The sequence below is a fragment of the Oleiagrimonas sp. C23AA genome (genome assembly GCF_011759385.1).
GTDB lineage: Bacteria > Pseudomonadota > Gammaproteobacteria > Xanthomonadales > Rhodanobacteraceae > Oleiagrimonas.
This window is the reverse complement of the sequence record NZ_JAARLY010000002.1, coordinates 1-24991: the sequence shown is the minus strand read 5'-3', so window position 1 is coordinate 24991 and position 24991 is coordinate 1. Positions and strand designations below refer to the sequence as shown.

Annotated in this window: 21 protein-coding genes; 6 read left to right on the top strand and 15 right to left on the bottom strand. The window is 65.1% G+C overall.

Annotated features, from left to right (window positions below; translation table 11 throughout):
- Positions 1 to 93 precede the first annotated feature (93 nt).
- The 4 genes from HBF24_RS03110 to HBF24_RS03095 all read left to right on the top strand — a co-directional run bounded on the left by HBF24_RS03110 (position 94) and on the right by HBF24_RS03095 (position 5105).
- Positions 94 to 1488, top strand: coding sequence for a DegQ family serine endoprotease (locus tag HBF24_RS03110; RefSeq protein WP_167168887.1), 1395 nt, complete (start codon positions 94 to 96; stop codon positions 1486 to 1488).
- A gap of 132 nt (positions 1489 to 1620) precedes the next feature.
- A complete protein-coding gene (locus HBF24_RS03105; RefSeq protein WP_167168884.1) occupies positions 1621 to 2841 on the top strand; it encodes a substrate-binding domain-containing protein in 1221 nt (406 codons plus the stop codon).
- Entirely contained in the window at positions 2841 to 3542 is a 702-nt protein-coding gene (locus HBF24_RS03100) for an HAD family hydrolase (RefSeq protein WP_167168881.1), read from the top strand. The genes HBF24_RS03105 and HBF24_RS03100 overlap by 1 nt, the downstream gene beginning before the upstream one ends.
- A 183-nt stretch (positions 3543 to 3725) precedes the next feature.
- Positions 3726 to 5105 (top strand): leucyl aminopeptidase family protein, encoded by a 1380-nt coding sequence (locus HBF24_RS03095; RefSeq protein ID WP_167168878.1) that lies wholly within the window; start codon positions 3726 to 3728, stop codon positions 5103 to 5105.
- A gap of 102 nt (positions 5106 to 5207) precedes the next feature.
- Here HBF24_RS03095 and HBF24_RS03090 read toward each other — a convergent pair whose 3' ends face one another.
- The 12 genes from HBF24_RS03090 to HBF24_RS03035 all read right to left on the bottom strand — a co-directional run bounded on the left by HBF24_RS03090 (position 5208) and on the right by HBF24_RS03035 (position 18507).
- A complete protein-coding gene (locus tag HBF24_RS03090; RefSeq protein ID WP_167168876.1) occupies positions 5208 to 7493 on the bottom strand; it encodes a carboxy terminal-processing peptidase in 2286 nt (761 codons plus the stop codon).
- Complete coding sequence (lipA, locus tag HBF24_RS03085) at positions 7494 to 8480, bottom strand: lipoyl synthase (protein WP_167168873.1); 987 nt, start codon at positions 8478 to 8480, stop codon at positions 7494 to 7496. It lies immediately after the preceding gene.
- 6 nt (positions 8481 to 8486) lie between these two features.
- On the bottom strand, positions 8487 to 9161 hold the full coding sequence (lipB, locus tag HBF24_RS03080; protein ID WP_167168870.1) for a lipoyl(octanoyl) transferase LipB: 675 nt from the start codon (positions 9159 to 9161) through the stop codon (positions 8487 to 8489).
- 135 nt (positions 9162 to 9296) lie between these two features.
- Entirely contained in the window at positions 9297 to 9587 is a 291-nt protein-coding gene (locus tag HBF24_RS03075) for a DUF493 family protein (RefSeq protein ID WP_167168867.1), read from the bottom strand.
- Complete coding sequence (locus tag HBF24_RS03070) at positions 9587 to 10831, bottom strand: D-alanyl-D-alanine carboxypeptidase family protein (RefSeq protein ID WP_167168864.1); 1245 nt, start codon at positions 10829 to 10831, stop codon at positions 9587 to 9589. The genes HBF24_RS03075 and HBF24_RS03070 overlap by 1 nt, the downstream gene beginning before the upstream one ends.
- Positions 10832 to 10942: 111 nt before the next feature.
- On the bottom strand, positions 10943 to 11860 hold the full coding sequence (locus HBF24_RS03065; protein ID WP_343162703.1) for a septal ring lytic transglycosylase RlpA family protein: 918 nt from the start codon (positions 11858 to 11860) through the stop codon (positions 10943 to 10945).
- Positions 11857 to 12855 carry a lytic murein transglycosylase B gene (gene mltB, locus HBF24_RS03060; protein ID WP_167168862.1) on the bottom strand — a complete coding sequence of 333 codons (999 nt, stop codon included), beginning with the start codon at positions 12853 to 12855 and terminating at the stop codon, positions 11857 to 11859. Before mltB ends, HBF24_RS03065 begins: the two co-directional genes overlap by 4 nt.
- Before the next feature lie 59 nt (positions 12856 to 12914).
- Entirely contained in the window at positions 12915 to 14030 is a 1116-nt protein-coding gene (gene rodA / locus HBF24_RS03055) for a rod shape-determining protein RodA (protein WP_167168859.1), read from the bottom strand.
- Entirely contained in the window at positions 14027 to 15925 is a 1899-nt protein-coding gene (gene mrdA / locus HBF24_RS03050) for a penicillin-binding protein 2 (RefSeq protein WP_167168857.1), read from the bottom strand. The genes rodA and mrdA overlap by 4 nt, the downstream gene beginning before the upstream one ends.
- Positions 15926 to 15975: 50 nt before the next feature.
- A complete protein-coding gene (mreD, locus tag HBF24_RS03045) occupies positions 15976 to 16467 on the bottom strand; it encodes a rod shape-determining protein MreD (protein WP_277344494.1) in 492 nt (163 codons plus the stop codon).
- Positions 16464 to 17408 carry a rod shape-determining protein MreC gene (gene mreC / locus HBF24_RS03040; RefSeq protein ID WP_167168854.1) on the bottom strand — a complete coding sequence of 315 codons (945 nt, stop codon included), beginning with the start codon at positions 17406 to 17408 and terminating at the stop codon, positions 16464 to 16466. Before mreC ends, mreD begins: the two co-directional genes overlap by 4 nt.
- Before the next feature lie 52 nt (positions 17409 to 17460).
- Positions 17461 to 18507: a rod shape-determining protein gene (locus HBF24_RS03035; RefSeq protein ID WP_167168851.1), complete on the bottom strand. Its 1047-nt coding sequence runs from the start codon at positions 18505 to 18507 to the stop codon at positions 17461 to 17463.
- A gap of 283 nt (positions 18508 to 18790) precedes the next feature.
- On the opposite strand from HBF24_RS03035, the gene HBF24_RS03030 reads away from it, so the two are divergent.
- Positions 18791 to 19726, top strand: coding sequence for a carbohydrate kinase family protein (locus HBF24_RS03030; protein WP_167168848.1), 936 nt, complete (start codon positions 18791 to 18793; stop codon positions 19724 to 19726).
- Between the two features lie 95 nt (positions 19727 to 19821).
- Here HBF24_RS03030 and glpK read toward each other — a convergent pair whose 3' ends face one another.
- Genes glpK through HBF24_RS03015 form a run of 3 tightly spaced genes read right to left on the bottom strand, consistent with a single transcriptional unit; the run spans position 19822 to position 23568 of the window.
- Positions 19822 to 21351: a glycerol kinase GlpK gene (glpK, locus tag HBF24_RS03025; protein ID WP_167168845.1), complete on the bottom strand. Its 1530-nt coding sequence runs from the start codon at positions 21349 to 21351 to the stop codon at positions 19822 to 19824.
- Between the two features lie 40 nt (positions 21352 to 21391).
- Positions 21392 to 22876, bottom strand: coding sequence for a glycerol-3-phosphate dehydrogenase (gene glpD / locus HBF24_RS03020; RefSeq protein WP_167168842.1), 1485 nt, complete (start codon positions 22874 to 22876; stop codon positions 21392 to 21394).
- 41 nt (positions 22877 to 22917) lie between these two features.
- Positions 22918 to 23568, bottom strand: coding sequence for a YoaK family protein (locus tag HBF24_RS03015; protein ID WP_167168839.1), 651 nt, complete (start codon positions 23566 to 23568; stop codon positions 22918 to 22920).
- A gap of 327 nt (positions 23569 to 23895) precedes the next feature.
- Here HBF24_RS03015 and HBF24_RS03010 point away from each other — a divergent pair, with 327 nt between their 5' ends.
- The gene (locus tag HBF24_RS03010) at positions 23896 to 24399 is read left to right on the top strand and encodes a DUF2268 domain-containing putative Zn-dependent protease (protein WP_167168836.1); all 504 of its coding nucleotides are present in this window, start codon (positions 23896 to 23898) and stop codon (positions 24397 to 24399) included.
- Positions 24400 to 24991 lie beyond the last annotated feature (592 nt).

Genomic DNA, 24991 nt, shown 5'->3' with positions numbered 1-24991 from the left:
GTTTTTTTCGTCTTTGGGGCTTGACTTGGGGCCTATGAAACCTTCACTAAATTGACCAGTCCAAGCACCGTTTTAAGTACCAAGGAGTTAGCGATGCACGCACGCATGAGGACCGCGCGGACGGCCGCCGAAGGTCGCCTTTTCACTTGGCTGAGCGCGCTTTTTCTGGTGCTGGGAGCCACCGGCGTGGCGCAGGCGACCATTCCAGCGGCAGTGAACGGACAGGCGGTGCCGTCTCTGGCACCGATGCTGAAAGGCGTGACGCCGGCGGTAGTGAACATCGCTTCCAAAAGCCACGTGCGCTCGCGCGATCCGTACTTTTCCGACCCGGTGCTGCGTCAGTTCTTCGGTGGTAGGCAGGCACCGGAACAGACCGAGCAAAGCCTGGGGTCGGGCGTGATCGTCAACGCGCAGAAGGGCTATGTGCTGACCAACAACCACGTGATCGCCGGTGCCGACGACATTACCGTCACGCTGAAGGACGGGCGCGCCTTCAAGGCCAAGCTGGTCGGCACCGACCCGGATACCGACATTGCCGTGGTGCAGATTCCCGCCCAGCACCTGACGGCATTGCCGCTGGCCGATTCGAAAAAACTGCAGGTGGGCGATTTCGTGGTCGCGGTGGGTGATCCGTTCGGGCTGGGGCAGACGGTGACCTCGGGCATTGTCTCGGCCAAGGGACGCACGGGCCTGGGCCACACCTACCAGAACTTCATCCAGACCGATGCCTCGATCAACCCGGGCAATTCCGGCGGCGCGCTGGTCAACCTGAAAGGCGAGCTGGTGGGCATCAACTCGATGATCTACTCGCCCTCGGGCGCCAGCGCCGGCATCGGCTTTGCCATTCCCAGTGATCTGGCCCAAGAGATCATGCAGCAGCTTTTGAAGTACGGAAAAGTGCGCCGCGGCACGCTGGGCCTGGATACGCAGGCGCTGACCCCGCGCATGGCCAAGGCGCTCAATGTCAGCGCCGGCAAGGGGGTGGTGGTGACGCAGGTGGAGCAAGGCTCGCCTGCCGCACGCGCCGGCGTCGAGCCGGGCGACGTGATCACCCAGCTCAACGGCCGCCCCATGGACGATCCACACGATCTGCGCAACGCCGAAGGCCTGTTGCCGGTAGGCAGCCAGGCCACGCTGACGGTGCTGCGCAACGGTCACTCGCACACCTTGAGCACACGCATCGAGCCCGAACACCTGGCCACGCTGCAAGGCCAGCAACTGGACCCGCGCCTGGCCGGCGTGAATCTGCGTGATCTGCCCAAGGCGCTGCGCAGTCAGGGTGTGGCCGGCGTCGAGGTGCATGCCATCGACGCGCGCAGCGACGCGGCGCAGCAGGGTCTGGACCAGGGTGATGTGATTCTGGCAGTGAACCAGCGCCGGGTGACGGCGGTCGCCGATCTCAAGCGCCTGTTCTCGCGCGGGCACCCGCGCCAGCTGATGCTGACCATTCTGCGCGACCAGCAGATGTATTACCTGATGCTGCACTGAGCCCCCGAGTGGCGGGCCTGCACCGACAGGCCCGCCAGTATGACGAAAGCATGAACAGGTGGTGACTGTACCGAGGTGCACCGCGTCGGAGCCACGGCCATAATCGTGCCTTCATTTTTCCAGCGCCGGTCCATGATGCTTCGTTCGCTTCGCTTTGCTTCCCTGTCCCTGCTGGTGGTGTCGCTGTCCGCCGTGGCGGCTACTTCGCACCACAGCGCCTCCAAGCAGCCCAGCCTGACCTGGCGCGGCGATGTCACCACCGCACGCGGCATGGTCACCGATGTGGCCCACGCCTGGACCCGCTCGGGCCACGGTGCGGTAGTGGTCGAACCGTTCAACACCGCCTCGGGCATCGACGCCGTGCTGGACGGCAACGCCGATGTCGGCGGCAGCGCACGCGACGCCTCGCGTTTCAAGGCCCGCGAAAAGGCCCTTACCTTCACGCCGGTGGCCTGGGATGCGCTGGTCATGGTGACCAATCACCACAACCCGGCGCAGAACATCACGCTCAAGCAGCTGCACGATATCTATTACGGCAAGATCACCAACTGGCAGCAGCTGGGCGGCAAGAACCAGCCGATCCACCTGTATTCGGTGGTCAGCCCCGGCGATGGCGTGGAGTTCAGCCTGCGCCGCCTGCTGTTCGGTCGCGGCAACCAGCCGGTGGCGGCGCCGCGCCTTTATGTCAATGTGAGCAAGCTGGAAGAGGCCGTCACGCTCGATCCGCAGGGCCTGGGCGTCAGCACGCTTTCTGGCGCACATGCCGACAAGAAGCTGAAGATGCTGTCCATCGATGGCGTGAAGCCCTCGCCGGCCAATGTCGCCGATGGCAGCTACCCGCTGTACACGCCGCTGTACCTGACCAGCAACCCGGCCGACCCGAAGGCCGCCGAGGTCAAGCAGTTCATCGACTACTTCGGCTCGCCCAAGGCGCAATCGATCCTGCGCCAGCACCTGCTGCTGCCCTATGCCGATGGCACCGGCTTGGCCTCCATGGCCGACGCCCGTGACGCACGCGTGGCCAATGAGGTGGGTCGCATGGCACACAACGGACCGACCGCGGCGCCGGGCGCGACCTATGCCGCCGGCGTGGCCAATGCCCCCACGTCCGAGCGCACGCTGCAGGCACGTCAGCGACTGGCCGCACGCCGTCAGCGCGAGGCCCAGGAAAAGGCCATGCAGCAGAAGGCCGCGACGCCCGCGCAGGCCAGCACCTACACGGTCAAGTCCGGCGATACGCTGTGGGGCATCGCGCACGACCACCACGTCAGCGTGACCGACCTGCGTCACTGGAATCACCTGAAATCGGACACGCTCAAGGCCGGCCAAACGCTCAAGCTGCAAGCCAACTAATGCGCATCCGCGCCATTTCGCTGGATCTGGACGACACGCTGTGGCCGGTACTGCCGGCCCTGGCGCTGGCCGAGGCGAAACTGGATGCATGGCTCAACACGCACCATCCAGAGGTGGCCCAGCGCTATCCGGTGCAGGCCATGCGCGCCTTGCGCGAGGAGATTGCCGCCGAACGTGACGACCTGGCGCACGATTTCAGTGCCCAGCGGCGGCTGACGCTGACCCGCGCCTTCGAGCGCTGCGGCCGTGACTGCGCGCCGGTGGAAGAGGCTTTTGCGGTGTATTTCGCCGCCCGCAACCAGGTTGAGCCCTATGCCGACAGTGTGCAGGCACTGACGCGCATGGCCCGGCACGTGCCGCTGGTAAGCCTGAGCAACGGCAACGCGGACCTGGCGCTGATCGGTCTGGATCACCTGTTCCAGGCGCGTTTCAGCGCGCGCGAAGTGGGCGTGGCCAAGCCGCATCCGGACATTTTCGAAGCCGTGCGCGCGCACCTGGACCTGCCGGCGAGCGAGATTTTGCACGTGGGCGATGATCCGGTAAGCGACGTTGCCGGCGCGCGCGAGGCCGGTTTCCGCACCGCCTGGATCAATCGCGAAGGCACCGACTGGCCCACCCAGCCACGCGCCGATCTGGAGCTGACCGACCTCACCGCGCTGGCCGATTTGATCGAACATCGAGCATCGTCATCGGCGCCCTGAGGGAACCTGCCGCCCGCGACCGCTATCCCAAAGGCCGTGCGTGCACATGCCTGCCCACGAGCATCCGTTGCGCCACGGCGTTATCCTAGTCAACTGATTTGCTTCGGGCTGGCCGGCCAGGCGCCTTCCGGCGTCACACCAATGGATGTCTACAAGGCCAGCCCACTTCACGCGCGAGGTCCCATGAACGCTTTGATCACCCGATCCGATGCCGATCGCGGCACTCCCCTGATTCTGGTCGACACCGCCCATTTCGATACCGTACGCGAGCGCCTGACTGCTTCGCAGCAAAGCTGGCTGAGCGCCAGCGGCTTCGAGCCGCAGCCGGGCCGCACCGCGCTGCTGCCCGGCGACGACGGCACGCTGGCCGCCGCGCTGGTAGCCATCGATACAGCTGAACCGGTGTGGGCGCTGTCAGCCCTGCCCTGGCAGCTGCCGGCCGGCAACTATGCACTGGCCGACGGCCCGTTGAAGCTGGACCCGACGCTCGCCGCGCTGGGGTGGGCGCTGGGCAGCTACCGCTTCACCCGTTATCGCGCGCCCTCCGAGCGCGAAGTCGCCAAGCTGATCGTCGACGCCTCGGTGCATGAAGAGGTCACGCCGCTGGCCGCCGCCGCCGCGCAGGTGCGCGACCTGGTCAACACGCCAGCCGAGGACATGGGTCCCGAGCAGGTCGCCGACGCCATCCAGGCCATGGGCAAGGAATTTGGCGCCGATGTGCGCCAGTGGGTCGGTGACGAACTGCTGGAAAACAACTTCCCCACCATCCATGCCGTCGGCCGTGCCAGCCATCGCGCGCCGCGCCTGGTCGAGCTCAGCTGGGGCAAGGAAAGCGACCCCAGGCTGACCCTGGTCGGCAAGGGCGTGTGCTTTGACACCGGCGGCCTGGACCTGAAGCCCAGCGCCGGCATGCGCTGGATGAAAAAGGACATGGGCGGCGCGGCGCACGCCATGGGCCTGGCCCGCCTGGTGATGAGTGCCGGCCTGCCGGTACGCCTGACGCTGCTGATTCCCACCGTGGAAAACTCGGTGGCCGGTGCCGCCATGCGTCCGGGCGACGTGATCCGCACGCGCGCCGGTCACACCGTGGAAGTGGACAACACCGACGCCGAGGGTCGCCTGATCCTTTGCGACGCGCTGGCCTACGGTGGCGAGTCCCAGCCGGACCTGATGCTGGACTTCGCCACGCTGACCGGCGCCGCACGCGTGGCGCTGGGGCCGGATCTGCCGGTGCTGTTCACCAACCGCGATGAGCTCAGCGAGGCGGCGATGGGCGCCGCGCGTGGCGTGCACGATCCGATCTGGCCGCTACCGCTGTGGCAGCCGTACCGACGCATGCTCGATTCCTACCTGGCCGACTTCGCCAACTCTGGCGGCTCACGCCACGCCGGCGCCATTACCGCGGCGTTGTATCTGGAGCGCTTCGTGCCCGAGGCCACGCCGTGGATTCACGTGGACGTGTACGCCTGGAACGACGCCGATCGTCCGGGCCGCCCGCGCGGTGGCGAGGCGCAGAGCCTGCGTGCGTTCTTTGCCTTCCTGAAGCAGCGCTACGCGGCCTGATGGCCTGAGCAGCGCCCCCCGCCTGAGGCGGCGGGCCTTTGGCTACAAAAAAGCCCGGCTTCGCAGCCGGGCTTTTTCTTTGACCTTGATGGACGCCAGCCGTCAGTGCGAGGCCGCCGGCTTGGTGCCGGGCTGCTTGGCCGGCTTGCTGATGGCGTCGAAGGCCTTCTTGTCGAAGTGCTCGCCATAGGGCAGCACTTCGGCGGCCAGCTTGGTGTTGTCCTTGATCAGGCCCACCTCGTCGGCAAGGATGTGCGCCGCTTCGTCCAGATACACATCCTTGGCGGACTTGGCTTCCTTCTCGTCCTTCAGCTCCTGCTTCAGGCTGCGCTCGCCCGGCTGCAGGCCGTCGTCCAGATTCACTTCCAGCGTATCGTCGGCATCACCGTCGATGGCCTTGTGACGCGCCTTGAACTCCTTCTGCAGGGCCTCGTAGTGCTTGCGCTCGGCCTCGCGCGTGGCGTAGTTGAGCGACAGCTCGGTCTTGGCACGGTTCTTCTTGTACTCGGCCAGTTCGTCGAGCATCAGCTTCCAGCTCTTGGAAGTGGTCACACGCTGCTCGTGCTTTTTCTCCAGCAGCGGCACCAGCGGCTTCACATCGGCCAGCGGCTTGTAACCCGGCGACGGCGAGATGTGCGTCCACGGCAGCGCATTGTCGTAGGTCGACTCGCCGAAATCCTTCTCATCGCCGTTCTTGGGGAACTGGATGTCCGGCTTCACACCGCGCAGCTGCGTGGAGCCGCCGTTGATGCGGAAGAACTGGGCGATGGTCATCTTCAGCTCGCCGAACGAGGGCTTCTCGTTGCCCGAGTTGGCAAAGCGATCCAGGTTGACCAGGTTCTGCACCGTGCCCTTGCCAAAGGTCGGGTCGCCGATGATCAGGCCGCGACCGTAATCCTTGATCGCGGCGGTGAAGATCTCCGAGGCAGAGGCCGAACCGCGGTTGACCAGTACGGCCAGCGGACCCTTCCAGACGATGCCCGGATTGTCGTCCTTTTCCTCGTCGACGTTGCCGTTGGACGAGCGCACCTGAACCACAGGACCGGTATGGATGAACAGGCCGGTCAGCGCCACCGCCTCGCTCAGCGAGCCACCACCGTTATTGCGCAAGTCGACAATGATGCCGTCCACACCATCGGCCTTGAGTTCGCCGATCAGCTTGGCCACATCGCGGCTGGCGCTCTTGTAGTTAGGATCGCCACGACGACGGGCATCGAAGTCCTGATAGAAGGTGGGCAGATCGATGATGCCGATCTTGCGGGTGACATCACCCTCCTTGACCTTGATCAGCTTCTTCTTGGCTGCCTGCTCCTCGATGGAGACCTTCTTGCGCACCAGGGTGACAGTCTTGTGCTTGCCATCCAGGCCCGCCGCGGCCGGAATCACTTCCAGACGCACGGTGGTGTTCTTCTTGCCGCGGATCTTGTCGACCACGTCGTCCAGGCGCCAGCCGACCACGTCTTCCATCGGGCAGTGCTCGCCCTGGCCGACCGCCACGATGCGGTCGCCGACGTGCAGCTGGCCCGACTTGGCGGCCGGGCCGCCCGGCACCACCTCGCGGATCTGGGTGTATTCATCGCGTGCCTGCAGCACCGCGCCGATGCCTTCCAGCGACAGGCGCATGGCGATGTCGAAATTCTCCGCCGCGCGCGGACCGAAGTAGTCGGTATGCGGATCGGTGGTTTCGGCATATGCGTTCATGAAGGTCTGGAACGCGTCCTGCGAGTCCAGCTGCTGCAGCCGGCTGATGTAGCCCTTGTAGCGCTTGCTCAGGGTCTGGCGGATCTTCTCCGGCTTCTGGCCGGCCAGCTTCAGGCGCAGCCAGTCGTTCTTGACGCGCTTGCGCCACAGGTCGTTGAGCGCGGCCTGGTCCTTCGGCCATGCCGCCTTGTCGCGGTCGTACTCGTAGCTTTCCTTCTTGCTGAAGTCAAAGCCTTTGCCGAGCAGGCCGATGGCGTAGTTCATGCGATCGGTGGCGCGACGCACGTACAGGTTGAACATGGCGAACGGGCCGGACAGGTCCTCGTTCCAGATGGCGTCGTCCAGGCCCGTGCGCAGCGACTTGAAGTGATCCATGTCGGCCTGGGTGAAGAACACCTTCTCGCTGTCCAGCGACTTGACGTACTTGTCGAAGATTTTCTCCGACATGGCGTCGTCCAGCGGCTTGGGCTGGTAATGGAACTTGGTCAAAAAGCGCGCCGACAGCAACGCGGCCTCGGCCTCGTTGGTGGTCGGCTTGAGCGTGACCGGCGCCTTGTCGGTGTTGATGTCGGGCGTGGCCGAAGCCGGCGACGGGCAGGCCGCACCGGACGATGTGGTGTCGTCAGCATGGACCGTGCCGGTGACCGCAAGGGCCATCAGCAGGACGAGCACGGGGCGAAGCTTCATTCAGGCTACCTCGACGAGGCCGGCGGCATGTGCCTGCACGTCGGCGTGATAGGACGAACGCACCAGCGGACCGGAGGCGATGTGGTTGAAGCCCATCTCCATGCCAGCATCGCGCAGGGCGTCGAATTCTTCTGGTGTCCAGTAACGCAGCACCGGATGGTGATGCGCCGAAGGCTGCAGGTACTGGCCAATGGTGATCATGTCCACGTCGTGCGCGCGCAGGTCGCGCAGCGTTTCCAGCACCTGTTCCTCGGTTTCGCCCAGGCCCAGCATGATGCCCGACTTGGTCGGCACATCCGGGTGCTGCGCCTTGAAGCGCTTGAGCAGGTCCAGCGACCAGGCGTAATCGGCGCCCGGGCGCACTTCGCGATACAGGTGCGGCACGGTTTCCAGGTTGTGGTTGAACACATCCGGCGGGAACTCGGCCATCGCCTCCAGCGCGCGCTCCATGCGGCCCTTGCCGCGGAAGTCCGGCGTCAGGATTTCGATCTGCGTGCTCGGGCTGGCATGGCGCACGGCGCGGATGCAGGCGGCAAAGTGGGCCGCGCCGCCATCGCGCAGGTCGTCGCGGTCGACCGAGGTGATCACCACGTAGCGCAGGCCCATGTCGCGGATGGTTTCGGCCAGGCGCGCCGGTTCCAGCGGATCGGGCGGCGCCGGGCGGCCGTGGGCCACGTCGCAGAACGAGCAGCGTCGCGTGCACACCTCGCCCAGAATCATGAACGTGGCCGTGCCCTTGGAGAAGCACTCGTGGATGTTCGGGCAGGTGGCCTCTTCGCAAACCGTGACCAGCGCGTTCTTGCGCAGCTTGGATTTCAGGTTCTGCACGGCGTTGCCCTGCGGCAGACGCACGCGGATCCAGGACGGCTTGCGCAGGGTCGGCGCCGAGGCATCGAAACCGGCGCGGTTGCGGGCAATCTTGTCGCCTGCCACCTGCTTGTCGACCACGGAAATGGGGATGGTCTTGGAATCGGGGGTGGTACTCATAACTGCCTACGCGGAGGCCGCCGCCGGGACGGCCAGTTCGGGAAGAACGGGAGCGGCCGGGCGCGCGGTGAAGCCAAACTGCTGGCACAACTTCTCGACCAGCACCTGCTCCACGTCGGCCAGCCGCGACGGGCCACCCAAGTCTAACACCTGCGTGACGGCCAAGCCCTTGTAGCCACAAGGGTTGATGCGGTGAAACGGCTCCAGGTCCATGTTCACGTTGAAGGCCAGGCCATGGAACGAGCAGCCACGACGCACGCGCAGCCCCAGCGCACCGACCTTGGCATCGGCCACATACACGCCCGGCGCACCCTCGCGGCGCACGGCCTCGATGTTCCATTCGGCCAGGGTGTCGATCAGCGCCTGTTCGATGCGATTGACCAGCTCGCGCACACCCACGCCCAGCCGGCGCAGGTCGAACATGGGATAGGCCACGATCTGGCCCGGACCGTGATAGGTAACCTGACCGCCGCGATCGACCGGCACCACCGGAATGTCGCCCGGCATCAGCACGTGCTCCATCTTGCCGGCCTGCCCCAGCGTGAACACCGGGTCGTGTTCGAGCAACCACAGCTCGTCGGGCGTGTCCTTGCCGCGCGCGTCGGTATAGGCCTTCATGGCCTGCCAGATCGGCTCGTAGGGCTGCCTGCCCAGGCGGCGCACGGTGAGGTCACGGGACATGGCGAAGTTTCCGGTGGTCGGGAATAACGGTGTGGCGCGCTGGCGCGACGGACCGTCAGCAAAGCATGAGGGCGGCGCCCGGCAATCTCAACATGCCGGAAGCCGCCCCTGGGTATCCGAGCACCCGCGATGTCGCTACAGCGTGTAGCGGATATCCGGGTCGGCCCGAAGCACGGCATGTGCCGCGTCGTACTTGTCGCGGGTGGGACAGGTGAACTGCACATGCACCGACACGTACTTGCCGGTGCGCGAGGCGCGCAGCTCCAGCGTCTCGGGCACGATGCCAAGGCCGATGTCCGACAGCAGCGCCGGCACGCGCTTGTCCAGGCTGGCGCCGGCGTTGCCCATGGCGACAATGGTGAAGGTGCCGGGAAACTGGAAACCCTGGCCCTCGTACTGCGGCTGGATGTCGTCGACGTCACGCATCAGTGCTTGGACCCGCCCAGATGGTGGAACCACAGCACGATGGCATCCCACAGGCGTTTGAAGAAGCCGCCCTGCGGCGCATCAGAGAGCGCCACCAGCGGGCGATCCAGCAGCGGCTTGCCATCCAGCGTGACGTGCAGCGTGCCGACCTTTTGGCCTTTCTTGTACGGCGCCACCAGGGTGCCGGGGATGTCCACGGTGGCCTTCAGGTTCTTGTAGTCACCACGCTTGATGGTGACCTGCACGTCATCGGTCACGCCGATCGGCAACTTGTTGTCCTGGCCCTTCCAAAGACGCGGCGTGGCCAGTGGCTTGCCGGCCTTGTACAGCGTGTGATGAGTGAAGAAGCTGAAACCGTAGTTGAGCAGGGCCTCGGCATCGCTGGCGCGGGCCTGCTCGCTGGGCGACCCCATGACCACGGCGATCAGGCGCATGCCATCGCGCTTGGCCGAGGCGTCCAGGCAATAACCGGCATCAGCGGTATGACCGGTCTTGGCACCGTCCACGGTGGGATCGCGCCACAGCAGCAGGTTGCGGTTGCCCTGCTTGATGCCGTTCCAGGTGAAGCTCTTGAGCTTGGCGATGGCGTAGATGCGAGGGAAATCGCGGATCAGCGCGCGCGTGACGCGGGCGATATCGTGCGCGGTGGAATAATGATCCGGCGATGGATAACCCGAGGCATCGGTGAAGTGGCTGCCGGTCATGCCGATGCGCTGGGCGTAGGCGTTCATCAGCGAGGCGAAACCCTGCTCGCTGCCGCCCACCGCCTCGGCCAGGGCAATGGCCGCATCGTTGCCCGACTGCACCAGCATGCCCTTGAGCAAATCATCCAGTGGCACCTTGGAGTGCACTTTCAGGAAGCTGGTGGAACCGTCGGTGCCACCGCCGCCCTTCTTCCAGGCGTGCGTGGACACAAATACCGGCTGATCCCACTTGACCTTGCCGGCCTTGAGCGCCGAACCGACCACGTAGGCGTTGACCAGCTTGGTCAGCGAGGCCGGTGTTTCGCGCTGGTCCGGATTGTGCGAGACCAGCAGGCGGCCGGAATCGTAATCCATCAACACCCAGGCACGGGCGTTGAACTCGGGCGGCGGCGGCACCGGCACGTCCGGCATGCTCGGCGTCGGCTTGGCATCGGGCGTGGGCATATCCGGCTGCGGCGTCGGAGTCTGCTGGGCCATGGCCACGCCGACAACGAGCGAGGAGGCGGCGAGCACGCTTAGGAAACGGCGGATTACGGTCATCTTCGATGCAGTTCCGGTATTCAAGGGTTACAAGGCAATCTTAAAGGCACAATCGGCCCGCTCCGGCAGCGGGCGACAAGGCCATATGGTGTCGATATGGCTACCAGCTTACTAGTCTACCGCCACCTGTGGCTCGGGCAGACCCAGCTTGACCACTTCGGCGCTGACATGGTCGGCGGCATCGACATCGGCCAGCGGCCCCAAGCGCACGCGGGTCACGGTGCGCCCGTGCACGGACACCGTGCTTACCTGCACCGGCGCCAGCCGCGCCGAACGCAACTGGGCCGCCACGCGCTCGGCATTGGCACGGTTGGAGAACGCCCCCACCTGCAACCAGATGGGATGCGCCGCAGCGGTGTGTGTGACCGCCTCGGGCGCCGGCAGTTCCTTCGGGTGTCTGGGATCGAGCGCCTGCACCTCGACCAGCCCAGTGCCCTTGGGCCAGATACCGATGCGCACGGCGGCGGCGTAGCTCAAGTCGATCAGGCGATTGGCCACGAACGGTCCGCGATCGTTGACGCGCACAATAATGCTCTTGCCGTTGGCCAGATTGGTCACGCGCGCCCAGGTCGGCAGCGGCAGCACCTTGCTGGCGGCGGTGAACTTGTACATGTCATACGGCTCCAGACTGGAGGTCATGTAGCCGTGGAACTTGTTGCCGTACCAGGAGGCGATGCCCTTCTCGTCATAACCACGGGCACTTCTCAGCACCCGATAGGTGTGGCCCAGCACCGTGTACGGCGACTTGTTGCCGTAGCGCGAGCGCGGCTCGGCATGCGGCACGGGCACCGGCAGCTTGAACACATCCACGTGCTTGCCATCCGGGCCGCTGTCGTGTGACTGCCGGTAGCGCTCGCTCTGCGGCAGATTGAGGTCATCGCTGGGCCCGCGAGAGCCCGCCGGCTTGCCGGGTACATCCGGTGCCACGCCGGGCACATGACGCGAGGCCGGCCGCGTACGGTGGCCGGCGCAGGCACTGAGCATCAGCACTGCCAGCAGCAGCGCCAGCACACGCACCGCAGCACTCACGGATGTGACTCGGCCGTGCTCACGCCGGCACGGATGGCATCGGCCAGCTGATGCACCGCCATGGCGTATTTCGGGCTGCGGTTGTAGCGCGTGATCACGTAGAAATTCTGGAAGGTGAGCCAGCGTTCGGGACCGTCGGACCCTTTGAGCGTCAGCAGGGTGCTCATACGCCCCGGACCAAAGTGCTTGAATGGCGCATAGCCCCAGGCCTCGAACTGCTCCAGCGGCTCCACCGGCTTGGAATCTTTCGCCGTGAATGGATGCGCGCCGGCATCGGCCTGCACGCGGCCAGCCACCGGCGCACCGGGCTGCCAGCCATGGGCTCGGAAATAATTGGCCACGCTGGCGAACAGGTCCGGCATGGAGCCGCCATGCAGGTTGATGTGGCCATCGTGATCTTCATCGACGGCGTAGGCCTTGATGCTGGAGGGCATGAACTGGCCCCAGCCCTGCGCGCCGGCATAGGAGCCGGTCAGCGTATCGATCGGCCCGGCCAGCTTGTTGTCGGGAAGTTCCAGCAGGGTTTTCAATTCCTTGCGGAAGAACGTGGCGCGCGGCGGATAGTAAAAGGCCAGCGTCGACAGCGCGTCGATCACCCGGTAGTGCCCGGTGATGCGACCGTAGAAGGTTTCCACGCCAATAATGGCGACCACGTAATACGGATCGACGCCGTACTCGCGACCGATGCGCTCCAGTTCCGCCTGATGCTCACGGTAAAAGGCGATACCGGCGTTGATGCGCTTGTCGGTGAGGAAGATGGGCCGGTACTGCGCCCAGTCCTTGCCCTCGGCCGGGCGGCTGATGGCGTCGAGAATGCTTTGCTGCTTGCTCGCGCCATCGAGCAAGGCAGTCAGCTTGGCCGGATCCTTGCCGGTATCGGCGGCCACCTCGCGCACCAGTGCGGCCTCGCCCGGGTGGGTCTGCGCGTGGGCCATGGGCATGGCCAGCGCCACGGCCGGCACCAGCAGGGAGATCAAACGGTTGCGAAGCGACATCGGCGGCAATCTTGGCAGGCAGGTAATACGTCGGGTGAGCCTAACAGCAGCGGTGCGCGCTACTCCAGCAGCTTGCGGTGCGCGTGCACCGACATCAGCACGCCAAAGCCGGTGAGAAGACTCACCGCCGAGGTGCCGCCGTAGCTGACCAGCGGCAACGGCACGCCGACCACCGGCAACAGGCCGGTGATCATGCCGCCGTTGACGATGACATAGACGAAAAAGCTCATCGCGATCGCGCCGGTGAGCAGACGCGAATAGGTATCGCGCGCTTCCATCGCAATCCACAGGCTGCGGCCGATGATGAAGGCGTACAGCGCAATCAAAACGATGGCGCCGACCAGGCCGAATTCCTCGCCAAACACGGCGAAGATGAAGTCGGTGGTGTGCTCGGGCAGAAACTCCAGCCGCGACTGCGTGCCGTGATGCCAGCCCTTGCCGAAAATGCCGCCCGAGCCCACCGCGATCTTGGACTGGATGATGTGCCAGCCGGTGCCCAGCGGATCGGATTCGGGATTGATGAAGGTCATCACGCGCTGTCGCTGGTAGCCGTGCATGAAATGCCAGGCCACCGGCAAGGCGGCCACCACCAGCCCCAGCAGCAGCGCAATGCGGCGCCAGCTCATGCCCGACAGGAACAGCGCGAACGCTCCGGAGCCGGCCACCAGCAGCGCGGTGCCCAGGTCCGGCTGCTCGGCGATCAGGGCGGCCGGCACCGCGATCAGGATGCCGACGGCGAAAATGTCCTTCCAGCGCGGCGGCAGCTGGCGCGGGTGCAGATACCAGGCCACCATCATCGGCATGGTCAGTTTGCACAACTCCGAAGGCTGGAAACGCACCACGCCCAAATCCAGCCAGCGATAGGCGCCCTTGCCCTCGCCGATCACCGCCACCACCACCAGCAGCGCGGTGGAAAAGGCATACAACCACGGCGTCCAGGTACGCAGCAGCGTGGGCGAAATGCGCGACACCAGCACCAGCATGATCGCGCCCAGCACGAAGCGCCCGGCCTGGCTACCGACCAGCGAGAGGCTCTCGTCACCGGCGCTGTAGAGCGTGGCCAGACCGACCATGGCCAGCGCGGTGAGTGCGCCCAGCAGCGGCAGGTCCAGGCGCGGCCGTGACCAGAGACGGCGCACGAGACGACCAAGGCGATGTCGATAGGCAGCGATCATGGCGCCATGTCCTTCGGTTCGTCGCTGGTGTCGTCGGGCAGTCCCTGCTCCTTGGCCCAGGCATCGAGAATCTTGCGCGCGATCGGGCCGGCTGAACTGCCGCCCCAGGCGCCCTCTTCCAGCACCACCGCCACCGCGATACGCGGATTCTCGGCCGGCGTGAACGCCTCGAACAGCGCGCGATGAAGCTTGGCCAGCGCAGCCAGGTCCGAGTGGTTGGTGTAGGCCTTGGTCTTGCGCGAGTAGCGCTCGGCGGTGCCGGTCTTGCCGGCGATTACATAGGGAAAGCCCTTGCCCAGCCCGCGCGCGGTAGTCCCGGGGCCGCCATTGACCACGTCAATCATGCCGTTGACCACGGCCTGCCAGTCGGCCGGATTCTTGATGACCGAGGCGCCGGCCGGCGGCGGCGACACTGGCTTGACCTTGGCGTCGACGCCATCCTGCGTAGCCATCAGCAGGCGCGGCGTATGCGGCACGCCCTTGTCGGCCAGGGTGGCCAACGCGTGTGCCAGCTGCAGCGGCGTGATCACCCAGTAGCCCTGGCCGATGCCGGCGATCACCGTCTCGCCCGGATACCACGGCTGATGCGTCTGCCCGCGCTTCCATTCGCGAGACGGCAGCACGCCCTCGCCCTGGCGCGGCAGATCGATGCCCGGCTCCTGACCAAAACCGAAGCGCGCCATCCAGTGGCTGAAGCGATCGATGCCCATGTCCAGGGCCAGCTTGTAGAAGTAGGTGTTGACCGACTGCGCGATGGCCTTGCGAAGATCGGTGATGCCGGCGCCGCCGCGCTGGTCATCGCGATAGCCGCGCGACTGCCCCGGAATGTAGAACACGCCGGTGGAGTTGACCGTGTCCTGCGGCGTGCGCAGGCCCAGCTCAAGGCCGCCCAGTCCGATGAACGGCTTCACGGTGGAGCCCGGCGGATAGCGCCCGACCGCGGCGCGATCCAGGAGCGGATGATGCGGATTGTTCAGCAGCGCATCGTAGTCGGTCTGGCTGATGCCATTGACGAACAAATTGGGGTCGTAGGTCGGCACGCTGACCATGGCCAGCACCTGGCCGTTGCGTGGGTCGATCGCCACCGCGGCACCGGCGCGTCCGGCGAAGGCCTTGTAGGCGGCCTTCTGCAGGTTGGCGTCGATGGACAGATACAGGTTTTCGCCCGGCGTCGGCGGGTGCGTTTCCAGGATGCGCTGCACACGCTGGTCGGCATTGACCTCGACCACCTGATAGCCGGGCTCGCCGTGCAGTTTGTTCTCGTAGTACTTCTCGATGCCGGTCTTGCCGATATGCGTGGTGCCGTCGTACCGCTCGGGGTTGACCTGCTGAAGCTCGCGCTGATTGATGCGCCCGACATAGCCGACTACATGCGCGAATATGTCGCCCATCGGATAGTGGCGGGTCAGGTAGGGCACCACGTCCACGCCAGGGAAACGCCAGCGGTTGACCGCGAAACGGTCGATCTCGTCCTCGGTCAGGTGCAGTTTCAGCGGCACGCTCTGGAACGAGCGATGCTGCTTGAGCTGGCGATGAAAATCCTTCAGGTCGTCAGCTGAGAGAGGCACCACCGTGTCCAGGCGCTTGAGCATCCGCTCCATGTGCTTGACGCGCTCGGGGATCACATCCAGCCGGAACGCCGGCACGTTGTCGGCCAGCAGGGTGCCGTTGCGGTCGTAGATCAGTCCGCGCGCCGGCGGCAGGCGGCGCAAATGCACACGGTTCTGCTCCGAGCGCACCGCGTACTCGTCATGGCGCATCACCTGCAGGTAGAAAAAACGCCCGACCAGCACCAGCAGCCCGAGCAGAATCAGCGCAAAGCCGGTGTAGGCGCGCACCCGGAAAAGATGCGCCTCGCGGCGGTTGTCCTTGATGGCGCGACGTCGCAGCGGCATGGTTCAGGCCTGCCGAGCGCGACGCCGGCGGGCCGGCGGCGGGGACATGCTCATGTTTCGTGCAGGCGCCAGCGAGCGCGCAGGTTATCCAGCACCAGAAACACGAACGGCCACAGCAAGGCACCGACCAGCGGCGAAATCCAGTAGCCCCACGTGGGCAGCGGCTCGCTGGCGAAGGCGCGTACCGCCAGTTGCAGGATGCGATCGTTCAGCAGCAGGGCCAGCACCGCCAGGGCCTGCTGCCACATCGGGAAGAAACGCAGGCGCGAGCGGAACCTGAGCACGATGAATACCAGCGCGGTCAGGCGCAGCGCCTGCTCACCCAGCAGCACGCCGTCGACCACGTCGGCGCCCAGGCCGATCATGAAGGCCAATCCAAGGTTGACACGGTCGCCCGACTCCAGCGCCCAGTAGATCAGCACCAGCGCCGGCCAGTACGGCTTGAACGGCGCGATCGCCGCCGGCAGCGGCAGCAACATCAGCAGCAGGGCCAGTATCAGCGTGGCCCAGAACATCAGGGCGCGTGCGCGTTGACGGTTCAATGGCTTGCCCCCTGCTTGTGCGCATCGTTGGTGTCGGCACCGGGCGCCAGATCGGCCGGCGGCCCGACTTGTGGCGCTGGTGCCGGCGGCCCCATGGGCGGCGCCAGGTCACGCAGCAGCAGCACATCGCCACTGCGCTCCAACGCCGCGGCCGGTGCGGCGCGGGCGGACAGGAACATGCCGGAAAGATCCGGCGACACGCGACGCACCGTGCCTACCGGAAAGCCCTGCGGAAAACCGCCACCCAGGCCGGAGGTGACCAGCTTGTCGCCCACCTTCACATCGGCAGTCACCGGAATGGTCGGCAGCGACAGCTCGCTGCCGCCACGCGTGCCGTAGGCCACGGTGCGCAAACCGGTGCGCTCGACAGTGACCGGCACCGCACTGTTGGGATCGGTGATCAGCATAGCCACACAGGTATGCGGCATCACCTGGATTACCTGCCCCATCACGCCGTGCGCATCGATCACCACCTGCCCGGCCTTGACGCCCTCGCGCTGGCCGACGTTGAGCACTACGCGGTTGCGATACGGACCCAGGTCCACGTCGATCAACCGCGCCAACTGCACATTCATGCCCAGCGAGTGCTGGGTATCGAGCAATTGCTTCAGGCGCGCGTTCTGCTGCGCCACGGCACGCATGCGATTGAGCCGCGCATTGGCCAGCAGCAGCGCCTCGCGCAGACGCTGGTTCTCGTCGCTGAGCTTGGTGCGATCGGCAAATGCCACGCGCGCGGCATCCACGCCCTCGGCCGGCAGGCCGGCCAGGCGGTACAAGGGTTCGATGACGACACTGGCGCCGTAGCGCGCCTTGGCCAGCCAGCCGTTGCGATGGTCGATCACCATCAGCACGCAGGCCAGCGCCAGGTACACGATAAGGCGCAGGGTTCCGGCCATGGAGGCCGAAAACAGCGTCGAGGACCCGTCACGGTTCAGCGCCATGCCCACTCCGCGGCGCCGGTGCCCTGAGTGGGTCCAGACGCCACTACCTGCCTCACTCGCCGGAGAAGAAGTCGCTACCGTGCTGGTCGATCAGTTCCAGGGCCTTGCCGCCACCGCGCGCCACGCAGGTCAGCGGATCGTCGGCCACCTGCACGTGCAGGCCGGTTTCCTCGGAGATCAGGCGATCCAGATCGCGCAGCAGCGCGCCACCACCGGTCAGCACGATGCCACGCTCGGCCACGTCCGAGCACAACTCCGGCGGGGTCTGCTCCAGCGCCGACTTGACCGCCGCGCAGATGCCCGACAGCGGCTCGTGCAGCGCCTCGAGCACCTCGTTGGAGTTGATGGTGAACATGCGCGGCACGCCCTCGGCCAGGTTGCGGCCAGAGATCTCGATCTCGCGCACTTCGCTCTGCGGATACGCGCAGCCGATTTCCAGCTTGATGCGCTCGGCGGTCGATTCACCAATCAGCGTGCCGTGATTGCGGCGCACGTAGTTGATGATGGACTCGTCGAAACGGTCGCCACCGACGCGCACCGACTGCGAGTAGACGATGCCGTTGAGCGAGATCACCGCCACTTCCGAGGTGCCGCCGCCAATGTCCAGCACCATCGAGCCACGCGCCTCGTGTACCGGAATGCCGGCGCCGATCGCGGCGGCCATCGGCTCTTCGATCAGGAACACGTCGCGGGCACCGGCACCTTCGGCCGATTCCTTGATGGCGCGGCGCTCGACCTGGGTCGAGCCGCACGGCACGCACACCAGCACACGCGGGCTGGGGCGCAGCATGCGCGACTTGTGCACCTGCTTGATGAAGTGCTGCAGCATCGCCTCGGTCATGGTGAAGTCGGCGATGACGCCGTCCTTCATCGGACGCACTGTGACGATGTTGCCCGGCGTACGGCCCAGCATGCGCTTGGCCTCGCCACCGACGGCGGCCACGGCTCGCGGGCCACCCGGGCCGCGCTCCTGACGGATCGCCACCACCGAGGGTTCGTTGAGCACGATGCCCTGACCACGCACGTAAATCAGCGTGTTGGCCGTACCGAGATCGATTGAGATATCGTTGGAGAAAAGCCCGCGAACTTTCTTGAACATGTGGCGATACGCCGTGTGCAGATAAACGGATAAGTGAGCGCGTCAGTCTAGTGAGGGGGGTCCGGCGGCGCAAGCGAAACGACGTTAAGAAAGCCTTTGTTTCGCTTGGGGATGCGCTGCACTGGCGGCCGTCGGCCATGCCCTATTATCGCCACGCCCGACTCGCGCGGCGACGCCGGACGCGCTAACATTCACGGGTTTTGTCGCAGGCACGGCGGGTCGGCGGCTCCGTTTGGCGCCCAGGCGTCTTCATTCATTACCGGATCGACAAGGGTTACTTCGCATGTCTGCATTGGTCTGCGGTTCGCTGGCGTACGACACCATCATGGTGTTCCAGGATCAGTTCAAGAATCACATCCTGCCCGATCAGGTGCACATCCTGAACGTTTCGTTCCTGGTGCCGGGCATGCGTCGCGAATTTGGCGGCTGTGCCGGCAACATCGCCTACAACCTGAAGCTGCTGGGTGCCGATCCCTACCCGGTGGCCGCGGTGGGCCAGGACTTTGCGCCTTATCGTGAGCACCTGGAGTCATTCGGCATCCGCCTGGACCACGTGCGCGTGTACGACGACCAGTTCACGCCGCAGTGCTTCATCACCACCGATCTGGACAACAACCAGATCACCGCCTTCCATCCGGGCGCGATGTCCAGCGCGCACCAGACGCATGTGAAGGACATCGATGACATCAGCTTCGCCATCGTCGCGCCCGACAGCCGCGAGGCGATGCTGCAGCACACCGAAGAGTTTGCCGCCCGCGGCGTGCCCTTCATCTTCGATCCGGGCCAGGCCATGCCGCTGTTCAATGGCGAGGAATTCCGCGCCATGATCGAGAAAGCCACCTACGTCATCGTCAACGACTACGAGTCGCAGCTGCTGCAGCAGCGCACCGGCTGGAGCGCGGCCGACATCGCCTCGCGCGTTCACGCCTATATCGTCACCCAGGGTCCGCGCGGCTCGATCATCCACACTGGGGGCGAAGCGGTGCAGGTACCGCCGGCCAGGGAACGCCAGACCGTTGATCCGACCGGTTGCGGCGATGCTTACCGCGCCGGCCTGATCTTCGGCATCATGAACGGCAAGGACTGGCCGACCATTGGCCGCATGGCCTCGCTGATGGGGGCGCTGAAGGTGGAGCATCCAGGCACGCAGAACCAGCGCTTTGACTACGCCACGTTCGCAAGCCAGTTCGAAGAGCAGTTCGGCTACGCGCTGGACTGATCCATAGCGTGATGCCGGATTGAAAGAAAGGGCGCCTTCGGGCGCCCTTTTTCATGGCCTAAAGCGTCAAAGGCAACGGCGCATCGGCGGCGTGCTCAATCGGTGTCGTCGTCGGTGTCATCATGATCGACGCGGTAGGCCATGGTCGCTTCCACCGCCTTTTGCCAGCCGGCGTACAGGCGCTGGCGGTGCTTGTCATCCATCTGCGGATCAAAACGCTGGTCCAGCGTCCACAGTTTGGACAGTGCCTGACGATCGTCCCACATGCCCACCGCCAGGCCCGCCAGATAGGCCGCACCCAGCGCCGTGGTCTCGTTGATGGTCGGCCGCTCCACGGCCACATCCAGAATGTCGGCCTGAAATTGCGCCATGAAGTCATTGGCAATGGCGCCGCCGTCGGCACGCAGTTCCTTGAGCGCGATATCGGCATCGCCCTGCATGGCGTCGAGCACGTCGCGGGTCTGATAGGCCATCGACTCCAGCGCCGCGCGGATGAAGTGTTCCTTGGTGGTGCCACGCGAGAGTCCAAACATGGCCCCACGCACATCACTCTCCCAGTACGGCGCGCCCAGCCCGGTGAAGGCCGGCACCAGATAGACGCCATCGCTGTCCTTGGCGCGCTCGGCATAGGCCTGCGAATCGGACGACTTGCCGAACATGCGCAGCCCATCGCGCAGCCACTGCACCACCGAACCCGCGACAAAGATGGAGCCTTCCAGCGCGTACTCGACCGTGTCGCCCAGCTGCCAGGCCACCGTGCTGAGCAGGCCGTGCTTGGACGCGACCGCCTTTTCACCGGTGTGCATCAGCACGAAGCAGCCGGTGCCGTAGGTGCTCTTGGCCATGCCCGGTTCGAAGCAGGTTTGCCCAAACAGCGCCGCATGCTGGTCACCGGCGATACCGCAGATGGGTACGTCCGACTGGCTCATGAAGTGCTTGGGCAAAATATGTCCGTAGACCTCGCTGCACGATTTCACCTCGGGCAGCATCTCCCGCGGCACCTCGAGCATCTTCAGCAGTTCATCGTCCCAGTCGTGCTCGTGGATGTTGAACATCATGGTGCGGCTGGCGTTGGTGATGTCGGTGACATGCACCTTGCCGCCGGTGAGGTTCCAGATCAGCCAGGTGTCCACGGTGCCGAACAGCAGCTCACCGCGCTTGGCGCGCTCGTGCACGCCCTCGACGTTCTCGAACAACCATTTGAGCTTGGTGCCGGAGAAGTAGGCATCGATCAACAGGCCGGACTTCTTGCGCACCATGTCCTCGTGGCCGGCCTGCTTGAGTTTCTCGCAGACGCTCGCCGAATGGCGCGACTGCCAGACGATGGCGTTGTGCACCGGCTCGCCGGTTTCCTTGTCCCAGACGATGGTGGTTTCGCGCTGGTTGGTGATGCCGATGCCGGCCACGGCGGCCGGGTCGATGTCGGCCTGGTTCATCACCTGGCTGATGCTGACCAGCACGCTGGTGAGAATGTCGCGCGGCTTGTGTTCGACCCAGCCGGGTCTGGGGAACACCTGCTCGAACTCGCGCTGCGCGGAGGCGACGATGGCACCGTCACGATCGAACACGATGGCGCGCGAGCTGGTGGTGCCCTGGTCGATGGCGAGAATGTATTTCTTGTCCATGCAAACCTCCGTTTGGAATTCCGTCGCTGGCGACGGGCCTTCAGGCGGACAGTGTTTTCAGATAGGCGGCCAAACCCTGCGTCTGTTCTTCATTGAAGGCCAGGCCCAGCTTGCTGCGCCGCCAGAGAATGTCTTCGGTGTAGCGCGCCCATTCGGCACGATGCAGATAATCCACTTCGCGGGCATAAAGGTCGGCGCCGAAATGCTCGCCCAGCGCCTGCATGTTGCCGGCGTCTCCCAGCACCTCGAAGGTCAACGTGCCATAGGCGCGCACCAGCCGGCGCACGGTGGCCTCGGGCAAAAAGGCGTAGCGTTGATGCACTTCCTCGATCAGCGCGGCAATATCGGTGCGCTCGCCGCCCGGCAGTGGGTGGCCCTTGCCCGTCCAGGCCTTGACCTGCGATCCCAGCGCTGGCGCCAACCGATCCATGGCGTCTTCGCCCAGACGCCGGAAGGTGGTCAGCTTGCCGCCGAAGACGTTCAGTAGCAGCGCGCCACGGCGATCCACGCTCAAGTGGTAGTCGCGCGTCACGTCCGAGGCGTTGCCATGTTCATCGCCCACCAGCGGGCGCACGCCGCTGTAACTCCAGACCACGTCAGCCGGTGAAATCTGTTTCTCGAAATAGCGATTGGCCGCCTCGCACAGGTAATCGAGTTCGTCGTCGCTGATCTTCGGGTCGCTGGGGTCATCGTGAAATTCCACATCGGTGGTGCCGATCAGCGTGTACTTGCCCTCGTACGGAATGGCGAACACGATGCGTCGATCCGGCTGCTGGAAGATGTAGGCATGATCGTGCTCGAACAGCGCCGGCACCACAATATGGCTGCCCTTGATCAAACGCAGATTGTGCTGATGTTTGGCGTGAGCCACCTCGTCCAGAAACTGCGTGGCCCACGGACCACTCGCGTTGACCAGCGCTCGGGCTTTGACGTCGATTGGCGCGCCATTTTCCGGCGCCAGCGTTGCCGTCCAATGCTGATCGCCCCGGGTGGCCTGGATACAGCGCGTGCGGGTCAGGATGCTGGCGCCACGACGCTGGGCATCCATGGCGTTGAGCACCACCAGCCGCGAGTCCTGCACCCAGGCATCGGAATAGACGAAACCGACCGGGTAGTCCTTGCGCAGCGGTGCGCCGATGCAGCCATCCTTCAATGAAATCCGACGCGAGCCCGGCAACGAGCGCTGACGACTCAGGTGATCGTAGAGAAACAGGCCCAGCCGGATCATCCAGGCCGGACGCAGGTGCGGCTGATGTGGCAACACGAAGCGCAGCGGCCAGGCGATGTGAGGCACCGCTTCGAGCAAAATGCGCCGCTCGCTGAGCGCCTTGCCGACCAGCGCGAACTCATACTGCTCCAGATATCGCAGCCCGCCATGAATCAGCTTGGTGCTGGCGCTGGAGGTGTGCGAGGCCAGATCGTGCTGCTCGCAAAGGCACACGGAAAGCCCCCGGCCGGCCGCATCACGCGCGATACCCACGCCGTTGATGCCACCGCCAACGACCAGAATGTCCACTTCGGTCATGCTTGCCTCCGTCAGGAAATCACCGGGCCGGGCCGGATTTGTCAGCGCTGCGCGTCACGCCCCGGATCAGGCACCGACACCACCACCAAGGTTGCCAGCATCAGGCCAGCGGGAATGGCCATCGCCAGAGCGCCGCGGGTGTGTGCCAGCCAGGCTGCCACGGCGGCGGCGGCGGCATAGGCCAGAAATACCAAGACGTATTCGCCGCCCCATTGGGACTCGGCGCCGCGCTTGCGCTCGGCCGGATCGAACGGCACCGCCAGCGCTTCCACCAGCGGCCCGGTAATGAAAGTGGTACGCAGATGGCCCATGCGCAGATGCCGCACCAACGCGGCCTGCAGCCCCATGGCCATGGCGGCCAGGCTGCCGGCCAAAAGCTTCGCCCAGTGGCCTTCATGCATATACAGCGGCGCGCCCAGATACAAGGCGAGCAGAACCAGCGTTTCGACCACAAAGCCATGTCGGAGACGACGGTCCCAGCCGGGCGTCGGTCGGCGCAGATACAACGCTGCCAACATTACGCCGACGGCAAAGCCCAACAGCGCCGCCAGTCCTCGCCACAGATCATGCAGATGCCCCGCGCCAAGGGCGAGGCCGATGAGCACCGTATTGCCGGTCATGTTGGCCGGAAACACCTTGCCCAGATTGATGTAGGTCGAGGCATCCACGCTGCCAGCAACGCAGGCGAGCAAGGGCGGCAATGCCCTAAGTGTCCAGCCATCACGCATGGCGGTCGATGTGGGCGTTCGCGTGCATGCGTTTCATCCTAGCAGCGCAGGCCATGCGAGCTGCGTGAAGCCTTTCCAGCCATTCAGCTGGGAAGATCGCCAGCAACGGGCTACCGTGGCAGCAGACCACCAGGGACCTCGCCCATGCTTTCGGTGCTGTTTCTCGATACCCAACCGGCGACACGCTTCGACGATGATCAGCGGCAAGTGATTCTGGGTTAGGCTCAGAGCTCGATTTCACGCATACGGGCACAGCTTCCCGCACTGCCATCTGAGGTGGAGCTGCATGTCATGCGCGCCGACGTCGTGGCGCTTCCTTCCGCAGAGCATGGCTCAGCCCTGAGCACCTCGACCATCCGGTGGACGGTGTCCGGGGCGGCAGATATGGACCTTTGCGGGGTCGCCAGCAAGCACCTGTTTCCCACGCTATGCCACGAGTGCCACCACCTTGTGCGAGGCTGGGTGCATCAAGGTGGTATCAGGCCCCAGTCGCTGCTCGATGTTGCGGTAGCCGAAGGTCTGGCGACCGTCTTCGAACGCGACTTCGGTGGACGAACGTCAGCGTGGGGCGTCTATCAAGACGTGGCAATCGAGAACTGGTTCGGTGAACTTGCCGCGCAGCCGGCCTCAACCAACTACCGCCCTTGGTTGTTCCATCATCCGGATGGCAGGCGTTGGGTCGCCTATCGGGTGGGCACCTGGCTGGCAGATCGAGCCATATCGAAAAGTGGTGCGTCAGCAGCCTCATTGGCCAAAACCTCGACAGCCGAGGTTATCGAACTCGCTGAGTTGTAGTCGACGCTTATACGACTGCAGGCGGGTAGACGAATACGCTGTAAGTGCGGTATCGACCTCCCGGGCTCATGCCGGGTGCCGACACATTGAGACGCGTCGATCATCCAAGCACAAGACGAGCCCCACCGCAGCGTCAGGCCCGGCGATGTCGCCGCCCATCAACGGACGGGTTCGGCCTTTGTAGTGCATCGCGCGGAAGCGCATTGCCGCGGGACGCAGCGCCAGGGCGGGAAATCACTTTTGAGGGCTTTTCGCAACTCAAAGGCGACACATTGACCGCCGATGAAGGCTTGTTAGGCGATCTTTCAAGGCGTTAGAGAGGCGTCTCCCGCAACCACTCACCCTGGCGCCAACAAACATCCGTCAGACGATTCGGCTCGAAGGATGCACCGCGATCCAAACCATTGGCCTGTGACGGCCACCGGTGGCCGGCCGGGGCCACGGTGACCTGGTGGGGGAGTTTTCCCTTGGCGCATAGCAAAACACCCCCAAGCGTGAGCTTGGGGGTGTTGCTTTAAAAGGTCCCTGGCGGTGACCTACTCTTGCATGGCTTGAGCCACACTACCATCGGCGCGGACACGTTTCACTGCTG

Bases quoted from the DNA above. Each gene is read 5' to 3' on its own strand.
- HBF24_RS03110 (WP_167168887.1), top strand. From the start codon at position 94: ATGCACGCACGCATGAGGACCGCGCGGACGGCCGCCGAAGGTCGCCTT.
- HBF24_RS03105 (WP_167168884.1), top strand. From the start codon at position 1,621: ATGATGCTTCGTTCGCTTCGCTTTGCTTCCCTGTCCCTGCTGGTGGTG.
- HBF24_RS03100 (WP_167168881.1), top strand. From the start codon at position 2,841: ATGCGCATCCGCGCCATTTCGCTGGATCTGGACGACACGCTGTGGCCG.
- HBF24_RS03095 (WP_167168878.1), top strand. From the start codon at position 3,726: ATGAACGCTTTGATCACCCGATCCGATGCCGATCGCGGCACTCCCCTG.
- HBF24_RS03090 (WP_167168876.1), bottom strand. From the start codon at position 7,493: ATGAAGCTTCGCCCCGTGCTCGTCCTGCTGATGGCCCTTGCGGTCACC.
- lipA (WP_167168873.1), bottom strand. From the start codon at position 8,480: ATGAGTACCACCCCCGATTCCAAGACCATCCCCATTTCCGTGGTCGAC.
- lipB (WP_167168870.1), bottom strand. From the start codon at position 9,161: ATGTCCCGTGACCTCACCGTGCGCCGCCTGGGCAGGCAGCCCTACGAG.
- HBF24_RS03075 (WP_167168867.1), bottom strand. From the start codon at position 9,587: ATGCGTGACGTCGACGACATCCAGCCGCAGTACGAGGGCCAGGGTTTC.
- HBF24_RS03070 (WP_167168864.1), bottom strand. From the start codon at position 10,831: ATGACCGTAATCCGCCGTTTCCTAAGCGTGCTCGCCGCCTCCTCGCTC.
- mltB (WP_167168862.1), bottom strand. From the start codon at position 12,855: ATGTCGCTTCGCAACCGTTTGATCTCCCTGCTGGTGCCGGCCGTGGCG.
- rodA (WP_167168859.1), bottom strand. From the start codon at position 14,030: ATGATCGCTGCCTATCGACATCGCCTTGGTCGTCTCGTGCGCCGTCTC.
- mrdA (WP_167168857.1), bottom strand. From the start codon at position 15,925: ATGCCGCTGCGACGTCGCGCCATCAAGGACAACCGCCGCGAGGCGCAT.
- mreC (WP_167168854.1), bottom strand. From the start codon at position 17,408: ATGGCGCTGAACCGTGACGGGTCCTCGACGCTGTTTTCGGCCTCCATG.
- HBF24_RS03035 (WP_167168851.1), bottom strand. From the start codon at position 18,507: ATGTTCAAGAAAGTTCGCGGGCTTTTCTCCAACGATATCTCAATCGAT.
- HBF24_RS03030 (WP_167168848.1), top strand. From the start codon at position 18,791: ATGTCTGCATTGGTCTGCGGTTCGCTGGCGTACGACACCATCATGGTG.
- glpK (WP_167168845.1), bottom strand. From the start codon at position 21,351: ATGGACAAGAAATACATTCTCGCCATCGACCAGGGCACCACCAGCTCG.
- glpD (WP_167168842.1), bottom strand. From the start codon at position 22,876: ATGACCGAAGTGGACATTCTGGTCGTTGGCGGTGGCATCAACGGCGTG.
- HBF24_RS03010 (WP_167168836.1), top strand. From the start codon at position 23,896: ATGCGCGCCGACGTCGTGGCGCTTCCTTCCGCAGAGCATGGCTCAGCC.